The organism is Streptomyces sp. NPDC101234 (assembly GCF_044767525.1).
In the GTDB taxonomy this organism is placed as follows: domain Bacteria; phylum Actinomycetota; class Actinomycetes; order Streptomycetales; family Streptomycetaceae; genus Streptomyces; species Streptomyces sasae.
Window position 1 is genome coordinate 42,077 of sequence record NZ_JBIWOA010000038.1, and the last position, 26,345, is coordinate 68,421.

Below are 26,345 nucleotides of genomic sequence, written 5' to 3' on the forward strand. Positions count from 1 at the left end.
GGGTTCACTCCGCCTCGCGCAGATCCAGGCCGATGTCCAGGATCGGCGAGGAGTGGGTCAGGGCGCCGACGGCCAGGAAGTCCACGCCCGTGTCGGCGTACGCCCGCGCGTTCTCCAGCGTGAGCCGCCCGGACGCCTCCAGGAGCGCGCGACCGTCGACGATCGCGACGGCCTCCTCGCACTCCATGGGCGTGAAGTTGTCCAGCAGGATCAGGTCGGCGCCCGCGTCGACGACCTCGCGCAGCTGGTGGAGGGTGTCGACCTCGACCTCGATCGCCAGGTCCGGGAACGCCTCGCGCACGGCCTTGAAGGCCTGGGCGACACCGCCGGCGGCGACCACGTGGTTGTCCTTGACCAGAGCCGCGTCGGAGAGCGACATCCGGTGGTTGACGCCGCCGCCGCTGCGCACGGCGAACTTCTCCAGGGAACGCAGCCCCGGGGTGGTCTTCCGGGTGTCACGCACGCGTGCCTGCGTGCCCTCCAGCGCGTCCGCCCACGCGCGCGTGGCCGTCGCGATGCCGGACAGGCGGCACAGGATGTTCAGCGCGCTGCGCTCGGCGGTGAGCAGGTCTCGGGTGCGCGTGGTGATCGACAGCAGCTTCTGCCCGGCCTCGACCCGGTCGCCGTCCTCGACGTGCCGTTCGACCTCGAACTCGTCGGTGCAGACCACGGAGACCACGGCCTCGGCGACCCGGAGCCCCGCGACGACGCCCGCCTCGCGCGCGACGAAGTCGGCGGTCGCCACGGCCTCCTCGGGGATCGTCGCGACGGTCGTCACGTCCAGGCCGCCCGCCAGGTCCTCCTGGACGGACACGTTGGCGATGTCCTCGACCTCGATGGGGTCGAGTCCGGCGGCGGCGAGGAGTTCGGCGAGCGCGGGGTCGAGCCCGCACTCCAGGTACTCCTCGTCGCCCTCGGCGCCACATGCACAGCCGTCGCCGCAGCCGCCGCCGTCGGCGAGGGGAAGGTCGTTGGTGCTCACGTCTGTCACTGCTCCTGGAATGGCTGGTGCGGCCGGGTAGGGGGGAAGTCTGCGGTGTCGGTGGTGCCTACGGCCAGCGAACGGTCCGGATTCAGCCGTACGACGATGTGCCGACGCCAGGTGGCGTCGTCGCGGTCGGCGTGGTCCTCGCGCCAGTGGCAGCCGCGGGTCTCCTCGCGCCGCCTGGCCGCCTCGACGAGCACGCGTGCGACGCACAGGAGGTTGGTGGCCTCCCAGGTGTCGACGCCGGGCTCGGCGGTCTTGCCATTCTCGTCCAGGGCGTCGCGGGCCTCGGTGTGCAGACGCTGGAGCTGCTCGGCGGCTTTGGTGAGGGACTCGTCGGAGCGCAGGACGCCGGCGCCCTCGGTCATGATCCGCTGGATCGCGAACCGCGCCTCGGCGGCCTGCAACGGGTGCGCGGGCTTCTGGGGGTGCGGGACCGGCTCGGGCACGCGCGCGTGCAGGCGGTCCACCGCGTGCCGTTCCACGATGTCGGCGACGATGCGCTCGGCGTAGACCAGGCCCTCCAGGAGGGAGTTGGACGCGAGCCGGTTCGCGCCGTGCACGCCGGTGCACGCGACCTCGCCGCACGCGTAGAGCCCGCGCACGGTGGTGCGCCCGCGCGCGTCGGTGCGCACGCCCCCGGAGGCGTAGTGGGCGGCCGGCGCTATCGGGATGGGCTCGGTGACCGGGTCGATGCCGTGCGCCCGGCAGGCGGCCAGGATGGTCGGGAAACGGTGTTCCCACATGTCGGCGCCGAAGTGCCGGGCGTCCAGGAACATGTGCTCGGCGTCCTGCTCCTGCATGCGCCGCATGATGCCCTTGGCGACGATGTCCCGGGGCGCGAGCTCGGCCAGCTCGTGCTGCCCGACCATGAAGCGCACGCCGTCGGCGTCGACCAGGTGCGCTCCCTCGCCGCGCACCGCCTCGGAGACCAGCGGCTGCTGTCCCTCCGCGTCGGCGCCGAGGAACAGCACGGTCGGGTGGAACTGGACGAACTCGAGGTCGGAGACCTCGGCGCCGGCGCGCAGTGCGAGCGCCACGCCGTCTCCGGTGGACACCGACGGGTTGGTGGTCGCGGAGAACACCTGGCCCATGCCGCCGGTCGCGAGGACGACCGCGGGGGCGTGCACGGCGCCCACGCCGTCGTGCTGGCCCTCGCCCATCACATGCAGGGTCACACCCGCCGTACGCCCCTCGGCGTCCGTGAGCAGGTCGAGCACCAGTGCGTTCTCGATCATCCGCACGCCCTGCGCGCGAGCCGCTTCCACCAGCGCGCGCGAGATCTCCGCGCCGGTCGCGTCGCCGCCCGCGTGCGCGATCCGGCGCCGGTGGTGGCCGCCCTCGCGCGTGAGCTCGATGTCGCCGTCGGCGTCGGTGTCGAAGTGGGCGCCGGTCGAGATCAGCCGCCGTACCGCGTCCGGCCCCTCGGTGACGAGGATGCGGACGGCGTCCTCGTCACACAGGCCCGCGCCCGCGACCAGGGTGTCGTCCAGGTGCTGCTCGGGGGTGTCGCCCTCGCCCAGGGCCGCGGCGACACCGCCCTGCGCCCAGCGCGTGGAGCCGTCGTCGAGGAGCGCCTTGGTGACGACGACCGTGGTCAGTCCCGCGGCCTCGCAGCGCAGGGCGGCGGTCAGCCCGGCCACGCCGGAGCCGACGACCACCACGTCGGCGGCGATGGACCACCCGGGGGCGGGCGCGTGCAGTCGTATGCCTGTGCTGGTCACGAGGCGGCTCCGGTGGCGGCGAAGGTGAGGGGGATGTTGTCGATCAGCCGGGTCGTCCCGACCCGGGCGGCGACGGCGAGGACGGCTTCTCCGGTGAAGTCGTCGTCGATCTCGGTGAAGTCGGAGGGGTCGACCAGGACGAGGTAGTCCAGCGCGAGCGGCGGGTCGTAGTGGACGGCCTCGTCCAGGACGGTCCGCGCGGCCGCGCGGACGGCGGCAGCGGCGTTCGGCACGGCCTTGGCGACGGCGTGCGCGTCGGCGGCCGCACGGGACTCCCCTATGGCGCTGAGCGCCTCGGCGCGCGCCCGTGTGGACGGCACCTCGCGGGCCCGCGCGCGCAGCGCCTCCTGTGCCGCGTGCCGGTCGCGCCCGGCGAACAGCGCGCGGGACAGCGCCAGCGCCGTACGCCGCTCGTCGGCCGACAGATAGCGGTTGCGGCTGGACAGCGCGAGCCCGTCGGTCTCGCGCACGGTCGGTACGCCGACGATCTCGATGCCGAAGTTGAGGTCCCGCACCATGCGCCGGATCACGGCCAGCTGCTGGGCGTCCTTCTGCCCGAACAGGGCCACGTCGGGGCGGGTGAGGTGGAGCAGCTTGGCGACGACCGTGAGGACGCCGTCGAAGTGCCCGGGCCGGGAGGCGCCCTCCAGGAGGGTGCCCATGGGGCCCGCGGTGACGCGGACCTGGGGCTGCCCGCCCGGGTAGACCTCGTCGGCGGAGGGGGCGAACACGGCGTCCGCGCCGGCCTGCTCGGCGATCTTCAGGTCGGCTTCCAGGGTGCGCGGATAGCGGTCGAGGTCCTCGCCGGCGCCGAACTGGAGCGGGTTGACGAAGACCGTGACGACGACCTCGCCGTCCGGGCCGGCGATCTCGCGCGCGGTGCGGATCAGCGTGGCGTGGCCCTCGTGCAGGGCGCCCATGGTCATCACGACGGCGCGGCGGCCGCGGCGCACGCGCGCGTGCAGTTCGTCGGCGGTGCTCAGCAGGGCGGTCGTCATCGGGCGTTCCCCTCGGTGCCGTTGGTGCCGTCGGTGCCGTCGGAGCCGTCGGAGCCGTTCGCGAGAACGCCCAGGAGGTCCTCGGCGAGTTCCGGCTTCAGCAGGCCGTGCGCGAGCGCCCGGTCGGCCGTCGCGCGGGCCATCGCCAGATAGCCGTCGACGGCCTGCGGGGCGTGCCGGCGCAGCTCCGTGACGTGCGCGGCGACGGTGCCCGCGTCCCCGCGCATGACCGGCCCGGTCAGTGCCGCGTCGCCGGAGCGCAGGGCGTTGTCGAGGGCGGCGCCGAGCAGCGGGCCGAGCATCCGGTCGGGGGCCTCGACGCCGGCGGTGCGCAGCAGCTCCATGGACTGGGCGACCAGGGTGACCAGGTGGTTGGCGCCGAGGGCGAGGGCCGCGTGGTAGAGCGGGCGGTTCTCCTCGGAGATCCACTCCGGCTCGCCGCCCATCTCGATGACGAGCGCCTCGGCGGCCAGCCGCAGCTCCTCGGGCGCGGTGACCCCGAACGAGCAGCCCGCCAGCCGCTGCACGTCCACCGGCGTCCCGGTGAACGTCATCGCCGGGTGCAGGGCCAGCGGCAGCGCACCCGCGCGCAGGGCCGGGTCCAGGACCTTGGCGCCGTACCGTCCGGAGGTGTGCACGAGCAGCTGGCCCGGCCGTACGGCACCGGTCTCGGCGAGGCCCGTGACCAGGCCGGGCAGGGCGTCGTCGGGGACGGTCAGCAGGACCAGGTCGGCGCGCTGGAGGACCTCGGCGGGGGGTACCAGCGGAATGCCGGGGAGCATCGCCTCGGCGCGCCGCCGGGAGGTGTCGGAGACCCCGGAGAGGGCCACCGGGCGGTGCCCGGCGAGCTGCAGGGACGCGGCCAGCGCGGGGCCGACGCGGCCGGCGCCGACGACGCCGACGGCGAGCCGCGCGGGGCGGTCGCCGGGTTCTGGCTGTTGGACTGTACTCACGCGAGGGTGGCCTTCCCGTTCCAGTCCGCTCTGGGTACCGGACGATTTCTCGTCATGTTAACGCTATCGGGTTCGGCCCCAGTTGGTTGTCCACAGGCTGTGGGTGACCGGTCACATCCGCAGGGCGACGGCCCCGAACGGAAAATGCGAGGCCTCCGCCCCGCCGCCACGGCATCATCCACGGCATGAGCGATACGGCGAGGCCCACCCAGGACGAGCAGTCGGACGAACCCCGGTCGGCCGAACAGCGGATGCGGGAGCGGCGCGCGGCCGCCTACCGGAAGGCCGACCGCGTCCTCGCGCGCATGGGCATGCGCGCCTCCCTCCGCGAACGGCTCGCGCGGCTCCAGGAAGCGGCACCCGACGTCTACGACCTGGACGAACCCGCGGACATCTACGGCAACGGGATCGTCGAGTCCCTGGAGGAGCGGGTCGCGGCCCTGCTGGGCACGGAGGCCGCCGCGTTCTTCCCGACCGGCACGATGGCGCAGCAGGTGGCCCTGCGCTGCTGGGCGGCCCGGACCGGCAACCCCACGGTCGCCCTGCACGCCCTCGCCCACCCCGAGCTGCACGAACGCAACGCCTTCCGCGAGGTCGCCGGTCTGCGCACGGTCCGTGTCACCGGTGAGCCCCGGCTCCCCACCGCCCAGGAGATACGCGGCTTCGAGGAGCCCTTCGGGGCGCTGATGCTGGAACTGCCTCTCAGGGACGCCGGCTTCGTACTGCCCTCCTGGGAGGAGCTGACGGAGGTGGTGGAGGCGGCGCGGGAGCGCGACGCGGTGGTGCACTTCGACGGTGCGCGCCTGTGGGAGACCACCGTCCATTTCGGCCGCCCCCTGCACGAGATCGCGGACCTCGCGGACAGCGTCTACGTGTCGTTCTACAAGTCGCTCGACGGCTTCGGCGGCGCCGCACTGGCCGGCCCGAAACACCTGATCGAGGAGGCCAAGACCTGGCGCCACCGCTACGGCGGCATGGTCTTCCAGCAGTTCCCGACGGCCCTGGCGGCCCTGACCGGCCTGGAGCGCGAACTGCCCCGTCTCCCGGACTACGTCCGCCACGCGCGCGTGGTCGCCGCGGCCCTGCGCGAGGGCTTCGCCGCGGCGGGGCTCCCATGGACCCGCGTGCACCCCGAGGAGCCGCACACCCACCAGTTCCAGGTCTGGCTGCCGTACGACCCCGAGGTGCTGTCGGAAGCGGCGGTACGCCAGGCCGAGGAGACCGGCACCTACCTTTTCGCCGGCTACTGGGAGGCGAAGGGCCCGGGCCTGGCCATGCACGAGGTGACGGTGGCACAGGCGGGCCTGGAGTGGACGGCCGAGGATGTGCGGGCGGCGGTCGCGGACTTCGTGACGCGGTTGCCCGGGAGGCCTCTGTCCTGATCGACGGCGGCCGCCGACCGGCGGGGGCGTTGTCGGTGGCGGGGTGCACGATGGGGACATGAGCGTACGTATCGACATCGCGGGGCTGCGGCCGGAGAGGGTCTCCGTCGTGCCCTCGCCGCTGGCCGAGCTCGGCATGGCGCTGCACGCGCTGTCCGAGCCGGGTCACCATCCGGGGCTCCAGGCCTGGGTGACCGGCGTGACCGCCCGGCTGGAGCCGCATCTGGCCGACCGGATGTGCGAGGCGGACTTCCTGTGGCGGACGACGTTCTCGGACCTGTTCCTGCCGTACGCGGCCGTCCCGGGCGCCGTCCCGGGCGGCACGCTCGCCGACGAGCTCGACCAGCTGGACAAGCTGACGGACGAACAGTTCGTGGACGCGGCACTGGAGTTCACGTGCGCGCTGTCGTACGGCACCGAGGCACCGGCTCTCCTGTCGGACCCGGCCGCGCGTCGGCGGGCGCTGGAGCTGGCCGTCTCGCGGGGGCCGCAGCAGGTCCGGTTCGCCCGGCGGCTGCTCGATGATCCGCCGGGCGTGCGCGCGTGGCTGCGCCGGTTCCTGGAGGACTGCGCGGAGGCGTTCTTCGACGAGGCCTGGTCGCGGCTGCGCCACCAGCTGGCGGCCGACGCCCGGCACAAGACGGAACTGCTGCGGCACAAGGGGCTGGCCGAGGCGCTGGCGGCGGTCTCGCCGGCCGTGACGCTCGACGAGGCGGGCGCGCGGATCACCGTGGACAAGCTCACCGACGGTCACGCCGTCGTCGACGCCGACGGCCTCGTGATGGTGCCCACGAGCCTCGGCCGGCCGCATCTGATGGTGCTGCACCGGTACGGCTGGCAGCCGGTGCTGCACTACCCCGTCGGCTCGCCGGAGCTCGCCGCACCCGCGTCGGTGGAGGAGCTCACCCTGCGGATGGCGGCGCTGTCCCATCCCGTCCGGATGCGGCTGTGCCGGTATCTGGCGCGCAGCGCGTACACCACCGGCGAGCTGGCGCAGGCGCACGGCCTGTCGGCGCCCGAGGTGTCCCGGCACCTGGGCGTGCTCAAGAAGGCGGGCCTGGTCACGACACGCCGCCGCGGACGGTACGTACTGCACCAGCTGGACGTCACGGTCGTCGCCCGGCTGGGCAGCGACTTCCTGGAGGGGATACTCCGCTAGCCGCCACCGGCCGTCGTCTCCCGCACCGGCCGTACATGCCGTGAATACCGCGCATGCCGTGCGTCAGCCGTGGCCGCCGCCCGCACGCACCAGCCCCGTCTCGTAGGCCAGCACGACCACCTGTACGCGGTCCCGCAGCCCGAGCTTGGTGAGTATGCGGCCCACATGGGTCTTCACGGTCGCCTCGGAGAGCACCAGCCGGCTCGCGATCTCGCCGTTCGACAGCCCCTGGGCGACCAGCACCATGACCTCGCGCTCACGGTCGGTGAGCCGTTCCAGCTCCTGGTGCTGGGGCCCCTTGCCGGCCGAGGGCAGCATCGGTGCGAAGCGGTCGAGCAGCCGCCGGGTGGTGGAGGGGGCGACGACGGCGTCGCCGCTGTGCACGGAGCGGATGGCGGCCAGCAGCTCGCCGGGCGGCACGTCCTTGAGCATGAAGCCGGAGGCGCCCGCCTTCAGCCCCGAGAAGGCGTACTCGTCGAGGTCGAAGGTGGTCAGGATGAGCACCTTGGGCGCGTCGGGCTCCATGCAGATACGGCGGGTGGTCTCCACACCGTCCAGCTTGGGCATGCGCACGTCCATCAGCACCACGTCCACATCGGTGGATCTCAGCACCTGAAGGGCCTCGACGCCGTCGCCCGCCTCCGCGACGACCTCCATGTCCGGCTGTGCCGCGAGCACCATCCGGAACCCGGTGCGCAGCAGCACCTGGTCGTCGACGAGCATCACGCGGATCGTCATCGGGTCCTCTTCCGTTTCCGTTCGTCCGTTTGCCTGTTGCGGGTCGTCCCGCTCGCCTGTCCCGGTCCGTTCCGGGGGCGTGACAGGTGTCAACCGGGGGCGTGCGTCTGCGTCAGTGCGCCGGTTTGAGCGGCAGCAGGGCACTGATGCGGAATCCTCCGCCGGGCCGGGGCCCCGCGTCGAGCGTGCCGCCGACCATACCGACCCGCTCGCGCATGCCGATCAGGCCGTGCCCCTGCCCGTCGGCGCCGCCCTCCTCGTACATCTCGTGCGGGGCGCCCTTGCCGTCGTCCTCGACCAGCAGGCCGAGTCCGTCGTCGAAGTAGACCAGCCGCACGCTGGCGCCCGTGTTGGGGCCGCCGTGCTTGCGGGTGTTGGTGAGCGCCTCCTGCACGATCCGGTACGCCGTGAGCTCGACGCCGCTGGGCAGCGGGCGCGGGGTTCCCTCGACCTTGAAGTCGACGGGCAGGCCGGAGGTGCGGCACTGCTCGATGAGCTCGTCGATCTGCTCGACGTCGGGCTGCGGAACGTACTCGCCGACCTCCTTGTGCTCGCCGGTGCGCAGCACGCCCAGCAGGCGGCGCATCTCGGCGAGGGCCTGGCGGCCGGTGGAGGAGATCGTCTCCAGGGCCTTCTTGGCCTGGTCGGGGGCGGCGTCGAGAACATAGGCGGCGCCGTCGGCCTGGACCACCATCACCGACACGTTGTGCGCGACGACGTCGTGCAGCTCGCGTGCGATCCGGGCGCGTTCCGCGGCGACCGCGACCTTGGCCTGGGCCTCGCGCTCCTTCTCCAGCCTGGCGGCACGCTCCTCCAGCTGCGCGAAGTAGGCGCGGCGGGTGCGCATGGAGTCGCCGAGCACCCAGGCGAGCACGAACGGCACCGTCTGGAACAGGACGATCGCGACGTGCCCCGCGAAACCCGCCTCGCCGATCGGCCACCGGATCTGCGCCAGGGGGGCCGCGCACAGTCCGCCGTAGAGGGCGAACCGGGACGCCCAGCGGGCGCCGATCGCGGCCACCGTGCAGACGATCACGAGCATGGCGAAGTTGGCGACGGTCGTCTCCACGTCCAGCACCAACTGGGCCAGGCCGGTGACCGCGGCCAGCAGCAGCATCGGCTCCGGGAACCGGCGGCGCAGCGCGACGACGACGCCCATGACGACCGACACGGCCATCATGGCGGCGGTCGACCCGTGCACGCTCCCGCCCCGGTCGAGCCTCCAGGCGCTCACGCCGGAGATCCCGAACAGGACGACGGCCAAGAAGCTGTCGACCCATGTCGGGTGCCTGCGGAGGAAGTCATAGAGGCGCTGCACGTAACCCAGCGTAGGGAAGCGTGATAGGTGCAGGGGTCAACCGGAGGGCCGATCCCTGTTCCGCACGTGTACTCCGCAAGGTGGAGAAGGTGATCACCTGTGCGCCTAGTCTGGCCCGGTGACGGATGAGGCGACGCGAGAGACGGCCGATGGCGCCAGTGGCTGGCGTACGGCCACCGAGGCGGCCCTGTACGGCCCCGGCGGCTTCTACCGCCGCCCGGAGGGGCCGGCCGGGCACTTCCGTACGTCGGTACACGCCTCGGGGCTGTTCGCCGAGGCCGTCGCCGAGCTGCTGTGCCGGGTCGACGAGGCCCTGGGGCGTCCCGAGACTCTGGACTTCGTCGACATGGGCGCCGGCCGGGGCGAGCTGGTCACCGGTGTGCTGGCCGCGCTGCCCGCCGACGTGGCGGCACGCGCGCGTGCGTACGCCGTCGATCTCGCCGACCGCCCGCCGGGCCTCCCCGACCGCATCACCTGGCTGACCGAGGTCCCGCGCACGGTGACCGGCCTGCTCTTCGCCAACGAGTGGCTCGACAACGTCCCGGTCGACGTCGCCGAGGTGGACCCGGCCGGTGTGCACCGCCTGGTGCACGTCCTGCGGGACGGCACCGAACTCCTCGGGGAGCGGGTCTGGGGCGCGGACGCCGAGTGGCTCGCGCGGTGGTGGCCGCTGGGCACCGAGCCGGGGCTGCGCGCGGAGATCGGACTGCCACGGGACCGGGCCTGGGCGTCCGCCGTCACCAGTATCCAGCGGGGGCTCGCGGTGGCCGTGGACTACGCGCACACCATGGACACACGCCCCCCGTTCGGGACGCTCACCGGCTTCCGTGAGGGACGCGCCACGGCGCCCGTGCCGGACGGGTCGTGCGACATCACGGCACATGTCGCACTGGACGCGTGCGCGGCGCTGGACCCGGCGCTCAGGCTGCCCGAGCCGCTCCTGTGCACACAGCGCGACGCTCTGCGCGCTCTGGGCCTGATCAGCGCACGCCCCCCGCTCACGCTCGCCTCCACCCACCCCGCCGCCTACGTACGCGCCCTAGCGACCGCCGGCGAGGCCGCCGAACTCGTCGCCCCCGGCGGCCTCGGCGACTTCGGCTGGCTGCTCCAGCCGGTGGGCGTCAAGGACGCGCTGCTCTGACCACACGCGACCCGCTCGCCCCGCCCGCCCTACTTGTCGATGTCTCCCACCACGAAGAACATCGACCCCAGGATCGCCACCATGTCCGCCACCAGCGTCCCCGGCAGCAACTCGGTGAGCGCCTGGATGTTGTTGTACGACGCCGAGCGCAGCTTCAGCCGGTACGGGGTCTTCTCGCCCTTGCTGACGAGGTAGTAGCCGTTGATGCCGAGGGGGTTCTCGGTCCAGGCGTAGGTGTGGCCCTCGGGTGCCTTGAGGACCTTGGGGAGCCGCTGGTTGATCGGTCCCGGCGGCAGGTCGGCGAACCGGTCCAGGCAGGCGTCGGCCAGGTCCAGGGCGTTGTGCGTCTGCTCCAGGAGGCATTCGAAGCGGGCCAGGCAGTCGCCCTCGGTGCGGGACACCACCTTGAGGGTGTCCTGGAGCTCGCCGTAGGCCAGGTAGGGCTCGTCGCGGCGCAGGTCGAAGTCGACGCCCGAGGCGCGCGCGATGGGCCCGCTGACGCCGTACGCGTGCACGGCCTCCGGCGCGAGGACGCCCACGTCCCGGGTACGGCCCCGGAAGATCTCGTTGCCGAGGACCAGGTCGTCGAAGACGTCCATGCGGGAGCGCACCGCGGAGACGGCGGCACGCGCGCGTGCGGTCCAGCCGGCCGGGAGGTCCTCCTTGAGGCCGCCGACGCGGTTGAACATGTAGTGCATGCGCCCGCCGGAGACCTCCTCCATGACGTTCTGGAGCACCTCGCGCTCGCGGAACGCGTAGAAGACCGGGGTGATCCCGCCCAGCTCCAGCGGGTAGGAGCCGAGGAACATCAGGTGGTTGAGCACCCGGTTCAGCTCGGCGAGGAGCGTGCGCGTCCACACCGCGCGGGCGGGCACCTCCATACCGAGCATGCGCTCGACGGCGAGGACCACGCCCAGCTCGTTCGAGAAGGCCGACAGCCAGTCGTGACGGTTGGCGAGCATGATGATCTGCCGGTAGTCGCGGGCCTCGAAGAGCTTCTCCGCACCGCGGTGCATATAGCCGATCACCGGCTCCGCCGAGACGATCCGCTCGCCGTCCAGCACGAGCTTCAGCCGCAGCACGCCGTGCGTGGAGGGATGCTGGGGGCCGATGTTGAGCACCATGTCGGTGCTCTCCGCGGCGCCACCGACCCCGACCGTGGTCTCCGTCGTAGGAGTCATGGACACAGTCTCTCCTACCTGCACCGGCCCTACGTACGCTGGCCGTATGGAAACGGGGAGCGCGGCCGGCGCCGAGACCACGGGGACCGAGCCGATCTGGACGGGGCTGCCGCCCGGACTGCTGCGGATGCGCCGGCTGCTGCTGGTGGTGTGGCTGGGGCTGCTCGCCCTCGCCCTGGGCTTGCTGCTCGGCCTGCTGGCGGGGCCGGTGTGGGCGGCGTTCGCGCTGCTGCCGCTGGCCGCGCTGGCCTGGGGCTGGGTGCTGCTGGGCCGTAACTGGCGGTCCTGGCGGTACGCCGAGCGCGCCGACGACCTGCTGATCAGCCGCGGTGTGCTGTGGCGCGAGGAGACCGTGGTGCCGTACGGGCGGATGCAGCTGGTGGAGGTGACCTCGGGGCCCGTCGAGCGGCACTTCGGGCTGGCCAGCGTGCAGCTGCACACCGCGGCCGCGGCCACCGACGCGACCATCCCCGGCCTCGACCCGGCCGAGGCGGAACGGCTGCGCGACCGGCTCACCGAGCTCGGCGAGGCCCGATCGGCGGGCCTGTGACCACGCCTGGCGTCGACGACGCCCTGCGCGAGGGCAAGGCCATGGCCGAGCGGCGGCTGCACCCCGTCACGCCGTTCCGGCGGGCGTGGGCACCGGTCGCGGTGATCACCGGCTGGGCCGTCCACGACCCGAACCAGGCCCAGGAACAGCTGACGAAGCTGACCACCACGATGCTTCTGGGCGGACTCGCCGTCCTGGTCACCGCGGGCGTCCTGTACGGCTTCCTCACCTGGTGGTTCACCCACTTCTCGGTGACCGAGAGCGAACTGCGCATACGCACCGGCCTGTTGTTCCGGCGTACCGCGCACATCCGGCTGGAGCGGATCCAGGCCGTCGACGTCACCCAGCCGCTCCTCGCGCGCGTGGCGGGCGTCGCCAAGCTGCGCATAGACGTGGTCGGCACCGACAAGAAGGACGAACTCGCCTTCCTGGGCGAGGGCGAGGCGCGGGCGCTTCGCGCGGAGCTGCTCGCGCGCGCCGCCGGTTTCGCGCCCGAGACGGCGCACGAGGTCGGCGAGGCACCGGCGCACGAGCTGATGCGCGTGCCCCCGAGCAAGCTCGCCCTCTCCCTCGTCCTGACAGGCGCCACCTGGGGCTCCCTGGCCGCCGCCCTCGTCGTACCGCCGGTGCTGTGGCTGGCCACCCACAGTGTGTGGACGGTCCTCGCCACCGCCCTGCCGCTGCTCGGCGCGGCGGCCACCACCAGCGTGGGGCGGTTCGTCGCCGAGTACGACTGGACACTCGCGCAGTCCCCGGACGGGCTGCGCATCGACCACGGGCTCCTGGACCGCACGCACGAGACCGTGCCGCCCGGGCGGGTGCAGACCGTGCGGATAGTGGAGCCGCTGATGTGGCGGCCGCTGCGCTGGGTGCGGGTGGAACTGGACGTGGCCGGGTCCGAGAACTCCGTGCTGGTGCCGGTCGCCCCGCGCGCGGTCGCCGAGTCGGTCGTCGCGCGCGTGCTGCCCGGGGTGACCGTGCCGGCCGAGTTGTCGCGACCGCTGCGGCGGGCCGGCTGGTGTGTGCCGCTGTGGTGGCGCGGGTACGGGCTCGCGGTCACGGACGGGGTGTTCGCCGCGCGGCACGGGCTGCTGCGCCGGAAGCTGTCGCTGGTCCCGCACGCCAAGGTCCAGAGCGTGCGGCTGACGCAGGGGCCCTGGGAGCGGTTGTGGCGGCTCGCCGACGTTCATGTGGACACGGGGGCCGACAAGACCGTCACGGCCCGCCTGCGGGGCGCGGAGGAGGCCGCGGCGCTGCTGCGGGAGCAGGCCGAGCGGTCGCGGACGGGGCGCCGGTCGGCACGGCCGGACCGCTGGATGGCCTGACGGCCGACGCGGCGACGCCCCCGGCCACGCGTTCGGGGGGCCGCCAGGCCGTCGGTCCGGTGCGTGAAGCGCCCCTTCAGCGGCGCGGGGAACTGCGCGGCCGACCCCCACACGGCCGCGCCCGGACGACGACCCGCCTGCCCCGGAACGGCCTGAGCCGGGGCACCCGTGAGGTGCCCCGGCTCAGGATCGCCGCGTGTTCAGGGGGCGGCGCTGCTTCAGACTCGCGCCGCCGCTTCAGGACGCCGCGCTGCGCAGGCCGCCGAGGTTGATCTGCTCGGTCTCGTCGTGTGCGGTCAGGTCGATGACCTGGCCGATGCCCCGGGACCCCGGGGCGGCGGGCTTGAACTCGGACTCGGACTCGGCCTTGTGGAGCGCGAGCGCCTCCTGGCCGACGACGTCCGCGAGGTCCTCGTTGTGCATGGAGTCCAGGCCGCCGGACGAAGCGCCCTTCTGCGTGCCGAAGAAGTCGAACCCGCCGGTGACCAGCGGACGCGGGATGGGCGCGGCCGGCAGCACGGCCACCGCGGTCGGCACCGTGAAGTGCCCCGTGGGCTGGACGGAGTTGGCGGACGGCGCCGTCATGGGGTGGGTGCCCTGCTCCACCGGTGCCGGGTCGCTGTCCGCAGAGGTGGTGTCCGCAGGCGCGGTGTCCTCCGGGGCCGTGTCCGCAGGCTCGTCCGTGGTGACGGCGGCCGCGTGCTCATGCTCGTCGGCCGCCTCGGGCTGCCCCTGTTCCTCGTCCTCCGGCGTGGACTCGCCCTTGGGCGCCTCGGACTCGACGGCCGTCTCCGTCACGCCCTCGGTCTCGGCGTCCGCCTCCGGGGCGTCGCCTTCGTCGAACCGGGCCAATGCCACCTTGGCCCGCAGGAACAGCTTGGAACCCTCCGGGGAGAAGACCGCGGGAGTCGTCTCCTCGACCGTCAGCTCCTCGACGGCCTCCTCGACCTCGTCTGCGGCCGGGGCGGCCGGCAGCGCGTTCGACGGCTCGGCGGCCTCGATCTCCAGCAGGCGGCGGCCCTCCAGGGCGCTGGCCCGCTCGGTCTCGGCGGTGGCGTAGCGGCGCAGCAGGGACGCGTGCTCGTTGCGCAGCCCCGCCAGCTCCGCACGCTTCGCGCGCAGCCGCTGCTCCAGCTTGGTGCGCAGCTCCCGCGACTCCTCGAGGTCGGTCTCCAGCTCGGCGATCCGCTCCTCGTGACGCCACTCGTCGCTCGCACGCGCGCGTGACATGTCGGCCACCTGCTTGCCCGCGTCGCTGTCCCAGCGGCGCATGACGGCGGCACCGACGGCGGCGGTGGCCGCGGCTATCGCGGCCAGGGTGCGCAGCACCGTCGGTTGGGAGGACAACCAGGGGCCGAGAGCGCAGACGAGGGAGACACCGGCGATCGCCGAAGGAGGCAACAGCCTGTGCAAGGGCGGGGAATGACGGTGACGTCCACGTGGCATGGCCAGAAACTTACCGCGCGTAGGCGAATCGTGGTGCCCCGGGCCGTAAAAACACAGCGACGACGAAGTCTTCGTATGGCATCGACGGTTCCGGGGTTCAGTGATCGCCCAGTCGGTCGCTGATCCACTGGAGCGTCGCGGGGATCTCACGGCGCCAGGTGTTGAAGTTGTGGCCGCCGCTGTCGAGGATGATCGACGAGATCCGGGTGACGTTCGTGGCCTGCACACGCGTTATGAATTTCAGTGTGTCCTTGTAGTTCTTTTCTCCGATCTTGCTGCTGCTGACCAGCAGGGACGTGTTCGGAGCGGGTTCGTGCCCGAGGAACCACCACAGGTTCGCGCGGTTCTTGAGTTTCTGGTCGCCCTGGAAGAGGTCGCCGGTCGTGGGGTCGAGGGGTGCCTTGTACGACGGGGAGAGTCCGGCACCGGCCGCGTACACGTCGGGGTGGTGCATCGCGAGCTTGAGCGCGCAGTACCCGCCCGTCGAGTCGCCGACGATCCCCATACGGCCCGGTCTCCCGCCGACCCGGTAGTGGGCACGCACGGCGTCGGGCAGGTCCTTGGCGAAGAAGGTCTCGGTCTGCGGGCCGTGCGGGACGTCCACGCACTCGGTGTCCCGGGGCGGGGCGACCGTGGGCCGCAGCATCACCAGGATCATCGGCCGCATCTGTCCGGCTTTGGCCAGGTGCTGCGCCGTGCGCGGGTAGTGCAGCTTGTCGACCAGGGCCAGCGCGGTGCCGGGGTAGCCGCTGAGGACGACCGTCACCGGGAACGTACGCGTGCGGTACTGCGGCTGGAAGTACTCCGGCGGCAGGTACACGTACGCGGGCGTGGCGATGTGGGTGGTACGGCCGACGATGTCGACCTGCTGGATCTGACCGGCCGTCCGGGGCAGCGAGCCGCCCATGCCGTGCACCTCGGACGTGGAGACCAACCGGACGGGGCCGCTGTGCGGGCCGCCCAGTGTGTGGTCGACGACGACGCCCTGGTCGGTCTCCGTACCGAGCAGGTCACCCCAGCTCGCATAGAAACCGAAGGCCTGGTTGACCGCTATCCCCACGCACGCGAAGAGCGCCAGTTGGGTGGCCAGCAGAAGACCGACACGGCCGCTGACGGCCCGCCAGCCTCTGCGGGCCAGGCGAGGCCACAGCCACACCGTGCCGACGAACAGCAGTGCGGCGAACAACATCGCCAACGCCAGCATTTTATTGCTCGTGAGACCCATGAGGTGCTTCCTGCCTGCGCTTCCATCCGTGGCGAGCACCGCTTTCAGCGAGACTTGCCCCGAGCTTTTCCTGGCCTTTGACCCGGCTTTCCGGTGGGGAGTGAACCTCTTCCCCCGAGACACCGTCCTAGAGGGCGCAATGTCGCCGGATGCCCGATCGGCACCGGATTCAAGGTCTCTCGCAGAACTACGGGATGCGATGTCTGTCAGGATAGATGGGGAAATGTCGAGCGAGGTTCCGAGCCGATCAGGCCGGGCGCGGCGCATAGTCCGCGGTCCGCGGCCGGAGGCCGTTCCCGCTCTGGTGGGCCGGGCATGCGCCGTCGTGGGCGTCCTGGACATCGCGGCGGGTGTGTTCCCGCGCTTCCGTCACAGCCGTATGCACGCCATGGCCGAGGTACTGCCCGGTTCGCTCGGGCCGTTCGCCGCGGCGCTCTCGCTCAGCGTCGGGGTGCTGTTGCTGCTGCTCGCGCACGGGCTCAAGCGGCGCAAGCGCCGGGCGTGGCGGGCCGCGGTCGCGCTCCTGCCGGCCGGTGCGGTGTCGGAGTTCGTGTACCGGCACTCCGTCGTGGGAGCACTCATCTCGCTGGCGCTGTTCGTGCCGCTCGTGCTCCACCGCGACGAGTTCAAGGCGCTGCCCGACCCGCGCAGCCGGTGGCGCGCTCTTACCAACTTCGTACTCATGAGCGCCGGTTCGCTCGCGCTCGGACTGGTGATCGTCAGCGCCCATCCGAAGCGCACCATCGGCGACCCGAGCCTGGCCGACCGCCTCACGCACGTGCTGTACGGCCTGTTCGGCTTCGAGGGCCCCGTCAACTACGAGGGCTCGGCCTCCTGGACGGTCGCCTTCTCGCTCGGCGCGCTCGGCCTGATCACCGCGGTCACCACCATCTACCTGGCCTTCCGCCCCGAGCACCCCGCCGCGCACCTCACCGAGGAGGACGAGGCCCAGCTGCGCACCCTGCTGGAGAAGCACGGCGCCCGCGACTCCCTCGGCCACTTCGCGCTCCGCCGCGACAAGGCGGTCGTCTTCTCGCCCAGCGGCAAGGCGGCGGTCACCTACCGCGTCGTCTCCGGCGTGATGCTCGCCAGCGGCGACCCCATCGGCGACGTCGAGGCCTGGCCCGGCGCCATCGAACGCTTCATGGACGAGGCCAAGGCCCACTCCTGGACCCCCGCCGTCATGGGCTGCTCGGAGACGGGCGGCGAGGTGTGGACCCGCGAGACCGGCCTGGACGCGCTCGAACTGGGCGACGAGGCGGTGGTGGACGTAGCGGATTTCTCACTCGCCGGACGCGCGATGCGCAACGTGCGCCAGATGGTCAAGCGCATCGAGCGGGCCGGCTACGAAACCCGGGTACGGCGTATCCGTGACCTCGGGGAGGCCGAGCTGGACCGCATCCGGCGGGCCGCCGAGGACTGGCGCGGCACCGACACCGAGCGCGGCTTCTCGATGGCCCTGGGCCGCATAGGGGACGCCGCCGACGGTGACTGCCTGATCGCCACCGCCCACAAGGCCGACGACCAGCCCGGCCCCTACGGCGACCTCAAGGCGATCCTGCACTTCGTCCCCTGGGGCACCGACGGTGTCTCCCTGGACCTGATGCGGCGGGACCGCGCGGCCGACCCCGGCATGAACGAACTGCTCATCGTGGCCGCCCTCCAGGCGTCCCCGAAGCTCGGCATCACCAAGATCTCCCTCAACTTCGCGATGTTCCGCTCGGCGCTCGCACGGGGCGAGAAGATCGGCGCGGGCCCGGTGCTGCGCGCCTGGCGCGGACTGCTGGTCTTCCTGTCCCGCTGGTTCCAGATCGAGTCCCTGTACAAGTTCAACGCCAAGTTCCAGCCCCGCTGGGAGCCGCGCTTCGTGGTCTACCGGGCCTCCGGCGACCTCCCGCGCATCGGCCTGGCCGCCATGCAGGCCGAGGGCTTCGTCAACCTCGCCCTTCCGCTGCCGCGCTTCCTGCGCCGCAACGCCCCGGCCCCCCGCCCCTGCCCGCACCAGGTGGCCGAGCACGAGGTACGGGCGGCCTGACCCCGCCGACGGGCCCGAGCGGACGCCCTCCCCCTCCAGCCCGGGGGCTCCGCTCGGGCCGCACGACCGCGGCCCCCGGCCCGGGGCCTACGCTGAACGTATGAGCAACCACAGCGGACGTGGCCAGGTGACAGGGCTTCCGGGATGGGACCGGTGCGCGGTCATGGGGGTCGTGAACGTCACCCCCGACTCCTTCTCCGACGGCGGCCGCTGGTTCGACACGACGATCGCCGTCAAGCACGGCCTCGACCTCGTCGCCGAGGGCGCCGACCTGGTCGACGTCGGCGGCGAGTCCACCCGCCCCGGCGCCACCCGCGTCGACGCGGACGAGGAACTGCGCCGTGTCATCCCCGTCGTGCGCGGCCTCGCCTCCGAAGGCGTCGTCGTCTCCGTCGACACCATGCGCGCCTCCGTCGCCGCACAGGCCCTCGCCGCCGGGGCCGCTCTCGTCAACGACGTCAGCGGCGGCCTCGCCGACCCCGACATGATCCCCGTCGTCGCCGAGTCGGGCGCCCCCTTCGTCGTCATGCACTGGCGCGGCTTCCTGGAGGGCGGCAACGTCAAGGGCGTGTACGACGACGTCGTCGCCGAGGTCCTCGACGAACTGCACGCGCGCGTGGACGCCGTCCTCGCCGGCGGCATCGCCCCCGACCGGATCGTCGTCGACCCCGGCCTCGGCTTCTCCAAGGACTCCGAGCACGACCTCACCCTCCTCTCCCACCTCGACCGGCTGCACGCCCTGGGCCACCCGCTGCTCGTCGCCGCCTCCCGGAAACGGTTCCTCGGCCGGGTCCTGGCCGGGCCCGAGGGGGCACCCCCGCCGGCCCGGGAGCGCGACGCGGCGACGGCCGCCGTCTCCGCGCTCGCGGCGCACGCCGGAGCGTGGGCGGTGCGCGTGCACGAGGTGCGCGCCACGGCGGACGCGGTGCGGGTCGCGCGTGCCATAGAGGCAGCGCGCGAGAAGAGTGCCGCGCCGGGCGCGCGGACCCCGAACGGCGCAGAAGGAGCCCGGTGAGCGCCCCACACACCGATGTCGAGCAGGTCGAGGCCGCCAACACCGCCTTCTACGAGGCGCTGGAGCGCGGCGACTTCGAGGCGGTGTCCGGCCTCTGGCTCACCCCCGCCGACCTGGGCGTCGACGAGGAGTACCACGATCCGGCGGACACCGGAGTGATCTCGTGCGTGCACCCGGGCTGGCCGGTGCTGACCGGCCGCGGCGAGGTCCTGAGGTCGTACGCGCTGATCATGGCGAACACCGACTACATCCAGTTCTTCCTCACCGATGTGCATGTCTCCGTCACCGGCGACACCGCCCTGGTGACCTGCACGGAGAACATCCTGAGCGGCGGCCCGGCCCCCGAGGGCGGCCAGGAGCTCGGCCCGCTCGTGGGGCAGCTGGTCGTCGCCACGAACGTGTTCCGGCGCACCCCGGACGGCTGGAAGCTCTGGTCCCACCACGCCTCCCCCGTACTGTCCGAGACCGACGAGGACGAGGACGAGGACACACCCTCCTGAGCACCTCCTCCTGAGCACCTCCTCCCGAGCACCTTTTGCCTCCTGCTGCCTCCTCCGGCCCACTCGCGGAGCAAGGAGTGGTTGGAATCACGAACTGACGGGTAGGTCCGGCTACCAGCCCATGAAGCCGCCGGGTTCTCCGGGGAAAACGCGCGATGAACCCTGCGGCCCCCGGCCGGGGGCCGCGCCTCGTGACCCGGCTCTGTCAGTGCCCGCAGGTAGATTCGTCTGTGGCCGGTCCATCGCCCGCACGCGGTGCGACCCCGCCGTTACCGACGATTGCAGGAGTGATTCGCGTGGATCGTGTCGCGCTGCGCGGCCTGAGGGCCCGCGGGCACCACGGTGTCTTCCCCAAGGAACGCGAGGAGGGCCAGACCTTCATCGTGGACCTCTCCCTTGGCCTGGACACCCGTCCGGCGGCGGCCGACGACGACCTCACGAGGACCGTGCACTACGGCATCGTGGCCGAAGAGGTCGTGGCCGTGGTCGAGGGGGAGCCGGTGAACCTGATCGAGACGCTCGCCGAGCGGATCGCCCAGGCCTGCCTGAAGCACGAGGGGGTACAAGAGGTCGAGGTCTGCGTCCACAAGCCCGACGCGCCCATCACCGTCCCTTTCGACGACGTCACCGTCACCATCACCCGGAGCCGAGTATGACCGCATCCTCCCTGCGGGGTCCCAGCGACCCGACCGTACAGCCGGTGCCCGCCTCCGTCGTCGAGCAGGTCGACGCCGCCGACACCACCCTGTCCAACCCCAAACGCGCCGTGATCGCCCTCGGCTCCAACCTCGGCAACCGCCTGGAGACCCTCCAGGGCGCCGTCGACGCCCTGGAGGACACCCCGGGCGTCCGCATCAAGGCCGTGTCGCCGGTGTACGAGACGGAGCCGTGGGGCGTCGAGCCCGGCAGCCAGCCGACGTACTACAACGCGGTCGTGGTGCTGAAGACCACCCTCCCGCCGTCCTCGCTGCTGGAGCGGGCACACGCGGTCGAGGAGGCCTTCAACCGGGTGCGGGACGAGCGCTGGGGCCCGCGCACCCTCGACGTCGACATCGTCGCGTACGCCGACGTGGTCTCCGCCGACCCGCAGCTCACCCTCCCGCACCCGCGCGCCCACGAGCGTGCCTTCGTGCTCGCCCCCTGGTACGACGTCGACCCCGAGGCCCAGCTGCCCGGCCGCGGCTCGGTGGCGGAGTTGCTGGCGTTCGTCACCCGGCACGGTGTGGAGCCGCGCACGGACCTGGAACTACGACTGCCCGAGTAGTCGTTAAGGTCGACACGACCACATCGCTGCGGGGGAGCTGAAGGAACACAGTGAAAGAGCTGCGGATCAGGGTGCTGGCCGGCGTGTTCGTCGTGGCCGGGGTGCTGTCCTGGGCGGCCGCCCGCCTGTGGAACTCGGTGGGAACCCTGCCCAATGTGCCGGTGGCCGCCCCCATCGTGCTGGCCCTGATCGCCGTGGTCCTGCTCTCCACGGCGCTCTCGCTGCGCGCCCGCCTCAAGGCCCAGCGCGAGCGCCGCCCGGGAGCGAAGGGCGTCGACCCTCTGATGGCCGCCCGCGCGGTGGTCTTCGGCCAGGCCAGCGCCCTGGTCGCGGCTCTGGTCGCCGGCATGTACGGCGGCACGGGCGTCTTCCTCCTGGAACTCCTCGACCTCCCCACCCGCCGCGACCAGGCCCTCTACGCCGCGTTCTCGGTCGTGGCCGGCATCGGCGTCATAGCGGCGGCGATGTTCCTGGAGCGCGTCTGCAAACTCCCGGAGGACGACGACAACCACAGCGGGGCCGAGCCGGTCGCCTGACCCCCTGGGATCTCAGCGCGCCAGTATCAGGCTCATCGCCTCGGCCCGGGTCGTGGCATCCCGGAGCTGGCCGCGTACCGCCGACGTCGTCGTCTTGGCGCCCGGCTTGCGGATCCCGCGCACCGACATGCACATGTGCTCGGCCTCCACCACGACGATCACGCCCCGGGCTTCCAGGATCCGCATGAGCGAGTCCGCGACCTGCGTGGTGAGTCGTTCCTGCACCTGCAGACGGCGGGCGAACACCTCGACCAGCCGGGCGAGCTTCGACAGGCCCGTGATCTTGCCGGTCTCCGCGGGGATGTAGCCGACATGGGCCACGCCGTGGAACGGCAGCATGTGATGTTCACACAACGAAACGATTTCGATGTCCTTCACCAGGACCATCTCGTCATGCCCGAGATCGAACGTCGTCGTCAGGACCTCTTCGGGTTCCTGGTAGTTCCCGGCCAACAGCTCGCGATACGCCCGGGCCACCCGCGCCGGAGTCTCCCGGAGCCCCTCGCGGTCCGGGTCCTCGCCGACCGCGATCAGGAGTTCGCGTACGGCGTTCTCGGCGCGCTTCTCGTCGAACTCGCCGATGGTGCCCTCGCCGTCCAGGGTCACGGGGTCGGTCATCTGGGTGCCTCGTTCCGTCGGATGGGCGCGTGTGGACCACGTGCCTCATATGCGGGCATACCGAAATGCCGCGCCCCCCAGGCTAGATCCTGGGGGGCGCGGCATCCATTCCGGGCCTGGTGAGGCCTGCGGGATCAGCTCTCGGGACGGTCCTCGGGGGCCGTCTCGGTCACCGGGGCGGACTCGGCCGCCGTGGACTTCACCGTGCTGATCGCCGGCGTCGCGCCGTTCGCCCCGTTGGTCAGTGCGAGCTCCCTGGGGGAGAGCACCGGCGGGCGGGTGGACGGCGTGCGGCGGGAGGAGCCGGTCCAGGCGGGCCGTGCGGGCCGCTTGTGGAGCGCCGAGAAGATCTCGGCGATCTCCTCCTTGCCCAGGGTCTCCTTCTCCAGGAGCTGGAGCACCAGGTTGTCGAGCACGTCGCGGTTCTCGACCAGGATCTCCCAGGCCTCGTTGTGCGCGTTCTCGATGAGCTTCTTGACTTCCTCGTCCACCAGAGCGGCGACCTCTTCCGAGTAGTCACGCTGGTGGGACATCTCACGGCCGAGGAAGGGCTCGGTGTTGTCGCCGCCGAACTTGATCGCGCCGAGACGCTCGGTCATGCCGTACTGCGTGACCATCGCGCGAGCGGTGGTCGTGGCCTTCTCGATGTCGTTCGCGGCACCCGTGGTCGGGTCGTGGAAGACCAGTTCCTCGGCCGCGCGGCCGCCCAGCATGTAGGCGAGCTGGTCGAGCATCTCGTTGCGCGTGGTCGAGTACTTGTCCTCGTCCGGCAGGACCATCGTGTAGCCGAGGGCACGGCCGCGGGACAAGATCGTGATCTTGTGGACCGGGTCGGAGTTCGGAGAGGCCGCCGCGACCAGGGCGTGTCCGCCCTCGTGGTACGCGGTGATCTTCTTCTCCTTGTCCGACATGATCCGGGTCCGCTTCTGCGGGCCCGCGACCACGCGGTCGATCGCCTCGTCGAGCATCTGGTTGTCGATGAGCTTGCGGTCGCTGCGGGCCGTGAGCAGCGCCGCCTCGTTCAGCACGTTCGACAGGTCCGCGCCGGTGAAGCCCGGCGTGCGGCGGGCGACCGCCGCGAGGTCGACGTCGGGCGCGACCGGCTTGCCCTTCTGGTGGACCTTGAGGATCTCCAGACGGCCCTGCAGGTCCGGCGGGTCGACCGCGATCTGGCGGTCGAAGCGGCCGGGCCGCAGAAGGGCCGGGTCGAGGATGTCGGGCCGGTTCGTCGCGGCGATGAGGATCACGCCGCCCTTGACGTCGAAGCCGTCCATCTCGACGAGCAGCTGGTTCAGTGTCTGCTCGCGCTCGTCGTGACCGCCGCCGAGGCCGGCGCCGCGGTGGCGGCCGACCGCGTCGATCTCGTCGACGAAGACGATCGCCGGGGCGTTCGCCTTGGCCTGCTCGAAGAGGTCGCGGACACGGGAGGCACCGACACCGACGAACATCTCGACGAAGTCGGAACCGGAGATCGAGTAGAAGGGGACTCCGGCCTCGCCGGCGACGGCACGCGCGAGCAGCGTCTTGCCGGTACCGGGACGGCCGTAGAGGAGCACGCCCTTGGGGATCTTGGCGCCGACGGCCTGGAACTTCGCCGGCTCCTGGAGGAATTCCTTGATCTCGTGGAGCTCCTCGACGGCCTCGTCACAGCCCGCGACGTCCGCGAAGGTCGTCTTCGGGGTGTCCTTGGTGATGAGCTTCGCCTTGGACTTGCCGAAGTTCATGACCCGGGAGCCGCCACCCTGCATCTGATTCATCAGGAACAGGAAGACGACCACGATGAGGACGAAGGGGAGCAGGGAGAGCAGGACACCGACGAAAGCGTTCTGCTTGGTCGGCGAGACGGTGTAACCGTCGGGGATCTGCTTGTCCTGGAACTTGCCCTGCAGCGTGTTGGCGATGGCCACGCCCTGGTCGCCGATGTAGCTCGCCTGGATCTTCGAGCTGCCGTCGACCTTCTCGCCACTCTTGAGCGTGACCTTGATGGTCTGCTCGTCACCGGTGGTCAGCTTCGCCGATGCCACCCTGTTGTCATTGATCGCCGCCACGACCTGGCCGGTGTCCACCGTCTTGTAGCCGCCGGACGAGCCGACGACCTGCATCAACACGACCACGGCAAGGACGGCCAGCACGATCCACATGACCGGCCCACGGAAGTATCGCTTCACGTCCATCCATACGGAGCGGTGTCGCCCCGTCCCTCCTGCCATAGTGAGTTTGATAAGACAGTTCTTCTGACGGTACCCCAGCATGAGTGCCCGAAGCCGCACGGAGCGGCTCGGACGGCTGGCAAAACCCGTCTCTGCATGCTCCAACGGCGCGAAACCCGCTGGGGTTCCCGATCGTCTTACGTAAGTGGACCCTCCGGCGTATCAGCCGGGGTTCAGCCGCCGTAGACGTGAGGCGCGAGCGTACCGACGAACGGGAGATTGCGGTACTTCTCGGCGTAGTCGAGACCGTAGCCGACGACGAACTCGTTGGGGATGTCGAAGCCGACCCACTCGACGTCGATGGCCACCTTGGCCGCGTCGGGCTTGCGCAGCAGGGTGCAGATCTTCAGGGACTCGGGCTCACGGGAGCCGAGGTTGTTGATCAGCCAGGACAGGGTCAGGCCGGAGTCGATGATGTCCTCGACGATCAGGACGTGCCGGCCCTTGATGTCGGTGTCGAGGTCCTTGAGGATCCGCACCACACCGGAGGACTGGGTGCCCGCGCCGTAGGAGGACACGGCCATCCAGTCCATGGTGACGGGGGTGGACAGCGCCCGGGCGAGGTCCGCCATGACCATCACGGCGCCCTTGAGGACACCGACGATGAGCAGGTCCTTGCCCGCGTACTCCGCGTCGATCTTCGCGGCCAGCTCGACCAGCTTCGCGTCGATCTCTTCCTTGGTGATGAGCACCGCCTGGAGGTCGGCACCCATGTCTTTCGCGTCCACCCGCATCACTTTCGGTCGGTCGTCCCACCGGCCTACCCACCTCGTCGGAGGAGCCCTCCGGGAGGTCGGGATTCAGCCTTGCCGAATCACCAGTCTGCCACCCTGACGCTGGGCGACGACTTTGCCCGGGAGATTGATGGCTCCCTGGCCGCGCCAGCCGGTGATCAGCCGGTCGACTTCCTCGATGTGCCGGGCGAACAGGGAACCGGCCGGCGCGCCCGCCTCGATGGCGGCGCGGCGCAGGATCCGGCGGCGCACGGCCGGGGGCAGGGCGTAGAGCTTGGCGCACTCCAGCAGGCCCGCGGCGTCCCGTACGGAGGCCTCGGCCTGGCTGGCCCAGGTGTCGAGGGCGTCGGCGTCGTCGCGGGAGAGCTGGGCGGTGCGGGCGAGGGCCTCGACGACGCCCTTGCCCAGGGCCTTCTCCAGGGCGGGCAGGCCCTCGTGGCGGAGCCGGGAGCGGGTGTAGGCGGGGTCCGCGTTGTGAGGATCGTCCCAGACGGGGAGCGACTGGACCATGCAGGCCTTGCGGGCGGTCTGCCGGTCCAGCTGGAGGAAGGGGCGGCGGTAACGGCCGCCGGCCCCCGAGACCGCGGCCATTCCGGACAGGGAGCGGATACCGGAGCCGCGGGCGAGGCCGAGCAGGACGGTCTCGGCCTGGTCGTCCCTGGTGTGGCCGAGCAGGATCGCGGCGCCGCCGTGCCGTTCGAGGGCGGCGTCCAGGGCGGCGTAGCGGGCGTCGCGGGCGGCCGCCTCGGGTCCGCCGTCGCGGCCGACGGTCACGGTGATCGACTCGACCGGATCGAGACCCAGTTCACGCAGCCGCACGGCGACCTCCTCGGCGCGCAGGTCGGAACCGGCCTGCAGCCCGTGGTCGACGGTGATGCCGCCCGCCCGGATGCCGAGCTTGGGGGCCTCGAAGGCGAGGGCGGAGGCGAGCGCCATGGAGTCGGCGCCGCCCGAGCACGCCACGAGGACGAGCGGGGAGGGGGTCCGCTCGTTCGGGGTCTGCTCCGGGATGTCTCCGATGGGGCGTACGAGGCGCCCGCCGATGCGTCCACCGGCGCGTTCACCGGTGGTGCGGCTGTGGCGGTTGTGGTCGGTGAGGATGTCGTGGAGTACGCGGCGGACCGCCAGGCGTATCGCCGCGACCGCAGGATGGGGACCCATGTCCGGTTCCCTTCATGAAGTTTTCGGGGGGTGAGCCCGATGCCGGTCACTCAGAGTGTGTCGATGGTGACAGAAACGGGCCGTTCCCCGAGCATTGCACGCCTACCCATCGCTCACGGTCCCTCGGACGGGTGATTGGCGGGGCGT

At 71.8% G+C, this 26,345-nt stretch carries 24 protein-coding genes; 11 read left to right on the forward strand and 13 right to left on the reverse strand.

Features of this window, described 5'->3' with window-relative positions; translation table 11 throughout:
- Nucleotides 1–4 precede the first annotated feature (4 nt).
- The 4 genes from nadC to ACIRR9_RS44965 are packed head-to-tail and all read right to left on the reverse strand — an operon-like array spanning nucleotide 5 to nucleotide 4,660.
- Nucleotides 5–982: a carboxylating nicotinate-nucleotide diphosphorylase gene (gene nadC / locus ACIRR9_RS44950; RefSeq protein ID WP_384556698.1), complete on the reverse strand. Its 978-nt coding sequence runs from the start codon at nucleotides 980–982 to the stop codon at nucleotides 5–7.
- Between the two features lie 5 nt (nucleotides 983–987).
- Complete coding sequence (locus ACIRR9_RS44955) at nucleotides 988–2,709, reverse strand: L-aspartate oxidase (protein ID WP_403764749.1); 1,722 nt, start codon at nucleotides 2,707–2,709, stop codon at nucleotides 988–990.
- Nucleotides 2,706–3,707 carry a pantoate--beta-alanine ligase gene (panC, locus tag ACIRR9_RS44960; RefSeq protein WP_403764751.1) on the reverse strand — a complete coding sequence of 334 codons (1,002 nt, stop codon included), beginning with the start codon at nucleotides 3,705–3,707 and terminating at the stop codon, nucleotides 2,706–2,708. Before panC ends, ACIRR9_RS44955 begins: the two co-directional genes overlap by 4 nt.
- The gene (locus ACIRR9_RS44965; RefSeq protein WP_403764753.1) at nucleotides 3,704–4,660 is read right to left on the reverse strand and encodes a Rossmann-like and DUF2520 domain-containing protein; all 957 of its coding nucleotides are present in this window, start codon (nucleotides 4,658–4,660) and stop codon (nucleotides 3,704–3,706) included. Before ACIRR9_RS44965 ends, panC begins: the two co-directional genes overlap by 4 nt.
- 185 nt (nucleotides 4,661–4,845) lie before the next feature.
- On the opposite strand from ACIRR9_RS44965, the gene ACIRR9_RS44970 reads away from it, so the two are divergent.
- Nucleotides 4,846–6,042: a threonine aldolase family protein gene (locus ACIRR9_RS44970; RefSeq protein ID WP_403764755.1), complete on the forward strand. Its 1,197-nt coding sequence runs from the start codon at nucleotides 4,846–4,848 to the stop codon at nucleotides 6,040–6,042.
- Nucleotides 6,043–6,100: 58 nt separating this feature from the next.
- Nucleotides 6,101–7,201 carry a DUF5937 family protein gene (locus tag ACIRR9_RS44975; RefSeq protein ID WP_403764757.1) on the forward strand — a complete coding sequence of 367 codons (1,101 nt, stop codon included), beginning with the start codon at nucleotides 6,101–6,103 and terminating at the stop codon, nucleotides 7,199–7,201.
- A 63-nt stretch (nucleotides 7,202–7,264) separates the two neighbouring features.
- Here ACIRR9_RS44975 and ACIRR9_RS44980 read toward each other — a convergent pair whose 3' ends face one another.
- Entirely contained in the window at nucleotides 7,265–7,939 is a 675-nt protein-coding gene (locus ACIRR9_RS44980; RefSeq protein WP_365338597.1) for a response regulator transcription factor, read from the reverse strand.
- 112 nt (nucleotides 7,940–8,051) lie between these two features.
- Nucleotides 8,052–9,257 (reverse strand): sensor histidine kinase, encoded by a 1,206-nt coding sequence (locus ACIRR9_RS44985; RefSeq protein WP_403764760.1) that lies wholly within the window; start codon nucleotides 9,255–9,257, stop codon nucleotides 8,052–8,054.
- A gap of 118 nt (nucleotides 9,258–9,375) precedes the next feature.
- On the opposite strand from ACIRR9_RS44985, the gene ACIRR9_RS44990 reads away from it, so the two are divergent.
- The gene (locus ACIRR9_RS44990; RefSeq protein WP_403764762.1) at nucleotides 9,376–10,398 is read left to right on the forward strand and encodes an SAM-dependent methyltransferase; all 1,023 of its coding nucleotides are present in this window, start codon (nucleotides 9,376–9,378) and stop codon (nucleotides 10,396–10,398) included.
- Nucleotides 10,399–10,427: 29 nt separating this feature from the next.
- On the opposite strand, the gene ACIRR9_RS44995 is transcribed toward ACIRR9_RS44990, so the two are convergent.
- Nucleotides 10,428–11,579 carry an NADH-quinone oxidoreductase subunit D gene (locus ACIRR9_RS44995; RefSeq protein WP_365338603.1) on the reverse strand — a complete coding sequence of 384 codons (1,152 nt, stop codon included), beginning with the start codon at nucleotides 11,577–11,579 and terminating at the stop codon, nucleotides 10,428–10,430.
- Between the two features lie 46 nt (nucleotides 11,580–11,625).
- Here ACIRR9_RS44995 and ACIRR9_RS45000 point away from each other — a divergent pair, with 46 nt between their 5' ends.
- Nucleotides 11,626–12,129 (forward strand): PH domain-containing protein, encoded by a 504-nt coding sequence (locus ACIRR9_RS45000; protein WP_365338605.1) that lies wholly within the window; start codon nucleotides 11,626–11,628, stop codon nucleotides 12,127–12,129.
- On the forward strand, nucleotides 12,126–13,454 hold the full coding sequence (locus tag ACIRR9_RS45005) for a PH domain-containing protein (protein WP_403764765.1): 1,329 nt from the start codon (nucleotides 12,126–12,128) through the stop codon (nucleotides 13,452–13,454). Before ACIRR9_RS45000 ends, ACIRR9_RS45005 begins: the two co-directional genes overlap by 4 nt.
- 237 nt (nucleotides 13,455–13,691) lie before the next feature.
- Here the strand turns inward: ACIRR9_RS45005 and ACIRR9_RS45010 are convergent, their stop codons facing one another.
- Both ACIRR9_RS45010 and ACIRR9_RS45015 read right to left on the reverse strand, forming a co-directional pair.
- Nucleotides 13,692–14,900, reverse strand: a complete 1,209-nt coding sequence (locus ACIRR9_RS45010; RefSeq protein WP_403764767.1) for a hypothetical protein — start codon at nucleotides 14,898–14,900, stop codon at nucleotides 13,692–13,694.
- A gap of 97 nt (nucleotides 14,901–14,997) precedes the next feature.
- Nucleotides 14,998–16,125 carry an alpha/beta hydrolase gene (locus ACIRR9_RS45015; RefSeq protein ID WP_403764769.1) on the reverse strand — a complete coding sequence of 376 codons (1,128 nt, stop codon included), beginning with the start codon at nucleotides 16,123–16,125 and terminating at the stop codon, nucleotides 14,998–15,000.
- Between the two features lie 223 nt (nucleotides 16,126–16,348).
- On the opposite strand from ACIRR9_RS45015, the gene ACIRR9_RS45020 reads away from it, so the two are divergent.
- The 6 genes from ACIRR9_RS45020 (at nucleotide 16,349) to ACIRR9_RS45045 (ending at nucleotide 21,475) form a co-directional block, all read left to right on the forward strand.
- Complete coding sequence (locus ACIRR9_RS45020; protein WP_403764771.1) at nucleotides 16,349–18,160, forward strand: phosphatidylglycerol lysyltransferase domain-containing protein; 1,812 nt, start codon at nucleotides 16,349–16,351, stop codon at nucleotides 18,158–18,160.
- A 100-nt stretch (nucleotides 18,161–18,260) separates the two neighbouring features.
- Nucleotides 18,261–19,175, forward strand: a complete 915-nt coding sequence (gene folP / locus ACIRR9_RS45025; RefSeq protein WP_365338615.1) for a dihydropteroate synthase — start codon at nucleotides 18,261–18,263, stop codon at nucleotides 19,173–19,175.
- Nucleotides 19,172–19,675, forward strand: a complete 504-nt coding sequence (locus ACIRR9_RS45030; RefSeq protein WP_365338617.1) for a nuclear transport factor 2 family protein — start codon at nucleotides 19,172–19,174, stop codon at nucleotides 19,673–19,675. Before folP ends, ACIRR9_RS45030 begins: the two co-directional genes overlap by 4 nt.
- Before the next feature lie 296 nt (nucleotides 19,676–19,971).
- Entirely contained in the window at nucleotides 19,972–20,331 is a 360-nt protein-coding gene (gene folB / locus ACIRR9_RS45035) for a dihydroneopterin aldolase (protein ID WP_365338619.1), read from the forward strand.
- The gene (folK, locus tag ACIRR9_RS45040; RefSeq protein ID WP_365338621.1) at nucleotides 20,328–20,939 is read left to right on the forward strand and encodes a 2-amino-4-hydroxy-6-hydroxymethyldihydropteridine diphosphokinase; all 612 of its coding nucleotides are present in this window, start codon (nucleotides 20,328–20,330) and stop codon (nucleotides 20,937–20,939) included. The genes folB and folK overlap by 4 nt, the downstream gene beginning before the upstream one ends.
- Before the next feature lie 50 nt (nucleotides 20,940–20,989).
- Nucleotides 20,990–21,475, forward strand: coding sequence for a DUF3180 domain-containing protein (locus tag ACIRR9_RS45045; RefSeq protein WP_123975255.1), 486 nt, complete (start codon nucleotides 20,990–20,992; stop codon nucleotides 21,473–21,475).
- 12 nt (nucleotides 21,476–21,487) lie between these two features.
- Here ACIRR9_RS45045 and folE read toward each other — a convergent pair whose 3' ends face one another.
- The 4 genes from folE to tilS all read right to left on the reverse strand — a co-directional run bounded on the left by folE (nucleotide 21,488) and on the right by tilS (nucleotide 26,198).
- Nucleotides 21,488–22,093, reverse strand: a complete 606-nt coding sequence (gene folE, locus ACIRR9_RS45050) for a GTP cyclohydrolase I FolE (protein WP_384483346.1) — start codon at nucleotides 22,091–22,093, stop codon at nucleotides 21,488–21,490.
- Between the two features lie 134 nt (nucleotides 22,094–22,227).
- Complete coding sequence (ftsH, locus tag ACIRR9_RS45055; protein ID WP_403764775.1) at nucleotides 22,228–24,267, reverse strand: ATP-dependent zinc metalloprotease FtsH; 2,040 nt, start codon at nucleotides 24,265–24,267, stop codon at nucleotides 22,228–22,230.
- 209 nt (nucleotides 24,268–24,476) lie between these two features.
- The gene (gene hpt / locus ACIRR9_RS45060) at nucleotides 24,477–25,037 is read right to left on the reverse strand and encodes a hypoxanthine phosphoribosyltransferase (protein WP_123981585.1); all 561 of its coding nucleotides are present in this window, start codon (nucleotides 25,035–25,037) and stop codon (nucleotides 24,477–24,479) included.
- A 66-nt stretch (nucleotides 25,038–25,103) separates the two neighbouring features.
- The gene (gene tilS / locus ACIRR9_RS45065) at nucleotides 25,104–26,198 is read right to left on the reverse strand and encodes a tRNA lysidine(34) synthetase TilS (RefSeq protein ID WP_403764777.1); all 1,095 of its coding nucleotides are present in this window, start codon (nucleotides 26,196–26,198) and stop codon (nucleotides 25,104–25,106) included.
- Nucleotides 26,199–26,345 lie beyond the last annotated feature (147 nt).

Coding starts and splice junctions, on each gene's coding strand:
- panC (WP_403764751.1), bottom strand. CDS start 3,707: ATGACGACCGCCCTGCTGAGCACCGCCGACGAACTGCACGCGCGCGTG.
- ACIRR9_RS45010 (WP_403764767.1), bottom strand. CDS start 14,900: ATGCCACGTGGACGTCACCGTCATTCCCCGCCCTTGCACAGGCTGTTG.
- ACIRR9_RS44975 (WP_403764757.1), top strand. CDS start 6,101: ATGAGCGTACGTATCGACATCGCGGGGCTGCGGCCGGAGAGGGTCTCC.
- ftsH (WP_403764775.1), bottom strand. CDS start 24,267: ATGGACGTGAAGCGATACTTCCGTGGGCCGGTCATGTGGATCGTGCTG.
- hpt (WP_123981585.1), bottom strand. CDS start 25,037: ATGCGGGTGGACGCGAAAGACATGGGTGCCGACCTCCAGGCGGTGCTC.
- folK (WP_365338621.1), top strand. CDS start 20,328: ATGACCGCATCCTCCCTGCGGGGTCCCAGCGACCCGACCGTACAGCCG.
- ACIRR9_RS44980 (WP_365338597.1), bottom strand. CDS start 7,939: ATGACGATCCGCGTGATGCTCGTCGACGACCAGGTGCTGCTGCGCACC.
- ACIRR9_RS45020 (WP_403764771.1), top strand. CDS start 16,349: ATGTCGAGCGAGGTTCCGAGCCGATCAGGCCGGGCGCGGCGCATAGTC.
- tilS (WP_403764777.1), bottom strand. CDS start 26,198: ATGGGTCCCCATCCTGCGGTCGCGGCGATACGCCTGGCGGTCCGCCGC.
- ACIRR9_RS45000 (WP_365338605.1), top strand. CDS start 11,626: ATGGAAACGGGGAGCGCGGCCGGCGCCGAGACCACGGGGACCGAGCCG.
- ACIRR9_RS44970 (WP_403764755.1), top strand. CDS start 4,846: ATGAGCGATACGGCGAGGCCCACCCAGGACGAGCAGTCGGACGAACCC.
- ACIRR9_RS44995 (WP_365338603.1), bottom strand. CDS start 11,579: ATGACTCCTACGACGGAGACCACGGTCGGGGTCGGTGGCGCCGCGGAG.
- folE (WP_384483346.1), bottom strand. CDS start 22,093: ATGACCGACCCCGTGACCCTGGACGGCGAGGGCACCATCGGCGAGTTC.
- folP (WP_365338615.1), top strand. CDS start 18,261: ATGAGCAACCACAGCGGACGTGGCCAGGTGACAGGGCTTCCGGGATGG.
- ACIRR9_RS45015 (WP_403764769.1), bottom strand. CDS start 16,125: ATGGGTCTCACGAGCAATAAAATGCTGGCGTTGGCGATGTTGTTCGCC.